Origin of the sequence: Buttiauxella sp. S19-1 (genome assembly GCF_022134725.1) — a bacterium.
GTDB lineage: Bacteria > Pseudomonadota > Gammaproteobacteria > Enterobacterales > Enterobacteriaceae > Buttiauxella > Buttiauxella ferragutiae.
Genome location: NZ_JAHWLU010000243.1, coordinates 1 through 1,443 on the forward strand (window position 1 = coordinate 1; position 1,443 = coordinate 1,443).

Genomic DNA, 1,443 nt, shown 5'->3' on the forward strand with positions numbered 1-1,443 from the left:
ATACGTATATTATGGTAAAGCTCGTTGACTTATTAATTAAGCAAAAATGTATAATAAGATAAATGAATGCATACCAGGAAGGTAGGACAGATGGTTAAGGCAATGACCGTTCGTGATGTACTGAATTACATTGAAGATAATTTTGCAACCGGTATTGACATCAACGACATCGCTCAATTTTCTGGCTATAGCCGCAGGCATATTCAGGCATTGTTAAAACAGTATATCGGCATGCCTATTGGCTTATATATCAGGAAACGCCGTATCATTCAGGCATCTTATTTACTCAGATTAACGAATATCAATGTTATTGATATCTCACTCAAACTGGGGTTTGACTCTCAGCAGTCTTTTTGCCGGGAGTTCAAGAAAGCGACGGGGTATACTCCAGGGCAATACCGAAGAAAAGATTCATGGGATCTGTCATCTTTATATAGCCATTCACATGTACAAGGAGTCACTATCAATTCGCTGCAATTCTGTAACTTACCAGAAGGAATAGTTTCAGGCTCTCATTATAACCATATCATCCCCATCCCGCCGACTCCCACCTCTCATGTAAATCGTTTGAATATTATTTTCGAAAAACTAGACAAAGAAAAGAAAGACATTATCGTGTTAAACGATTTCATGCCACATGAGAATTATACAAACTGTCTTAAACTCAATACTATTATTGGTACTAAAAATGAGACTATGGGCTCAAGTTATAACCAATGCCGCTACCCTAGCGGGACTTTCGCCTGTTTTTCATTCCAGTTTACACTGCATGATTACCCTTCCTACTCTAAATATATCTACCTGGTATTATTGCCCAAGTATAAATTAACTCGACGACCAGGTTACGATATTGAGATCTTTCATTACCCGTCACATAGTGAGCTTTCAGACACCATCAATTGCACTTATTTCATCCCCATTGAACCACCATTGGATGAAGAGGTTTTGCCACACACATTATGATGCCGCACTAAATGCGGCATCATTGATAAGCAATCAGACTGTTTGCAGGCCTGGTGACCAGTGATGCTCAAACAGCCTGCCAACGTTGTCTTCCACAGAGATATGCAGTTGTGCACATTCACCTGGCGCTAAATTGAATAATAACTGCGTCAGTGAATGTTGCGAACCTCCTTGATAATCCACGGGTGTTTTATGGCGAGTTCTGTAGATTCCATTATTCGTTTTACTCAATAATTCCACCGTCATCAGGCCTGAGAAGTCATTTTCAAACACTGCAAAAACCGTGGCGTGATGATGCTGATACTCTTTGTAATGAGAGACCCATATTTTGTTTTTAGCACTAAAGTGAATCGGGCGCATAATAAACCTTATTAATATTATTGGTAAATGATATTAAAATAAATGAAGGTGCTTATTTTTCCCGGGGTCACTTTTTGTCCATACTGATAGTACCGCGCAAATAAAGGAATGGCGTAGTGT

At 39.2% G+C, this 1,443-nt stretch carries 2 protein-coding genes; one reads left to right on the plus strand and one right to left on the minus strand.

Annotated features, from left to right (window positions below; genetic code table 11):
* Positions 1–90: 90 nt before the first annotated feature.
* Positions 91–963: a helix-turn-helix domain-containing protein gene (locus tag MES37_RS24340; protein ID WP_064547127.1), complete on the plus strand. Its 873-nt coding sequence runs from the start codon at positions 91–93 to the stop codon at positions 961–963.
* A gap of 33 nt (positions 964–996) precedes the next feature.
* On the opposite strand, the gene MES37_RS24345 is transcribed toward MES37_RS24340, so the two are convergent.
* On the minus strand, positions 997–1,323 hold the full coding sequence (locus MES37_RS24345) for a hypothetical protein (RefSeq protein ID WP_064547133.1): 327 nt from the start codon (positions 1,321–1,323) through the stop codon (positions 997–999).
* Between the last annotated feature and the right edge of the window lie 120 nt (positions 1,324–1,443).

Bases quoted from the DNA above. Each gene is read 5' to 3' on its own strand.
- MES37_RS24340 (WP_064547127.1), top strand. From the start codon at position 91: ATGGTTAAGGCAATGACCGTTCGTGATGTACTGAATTACATTGAAGAT.
- MES37_RS24345 (WP_064547133.1), bottom strand. From the start codon at position 1,323: ATGCGCCCGATTCACTTTAGTGCTAAAAACAAAATATGGGTCTCTCAT.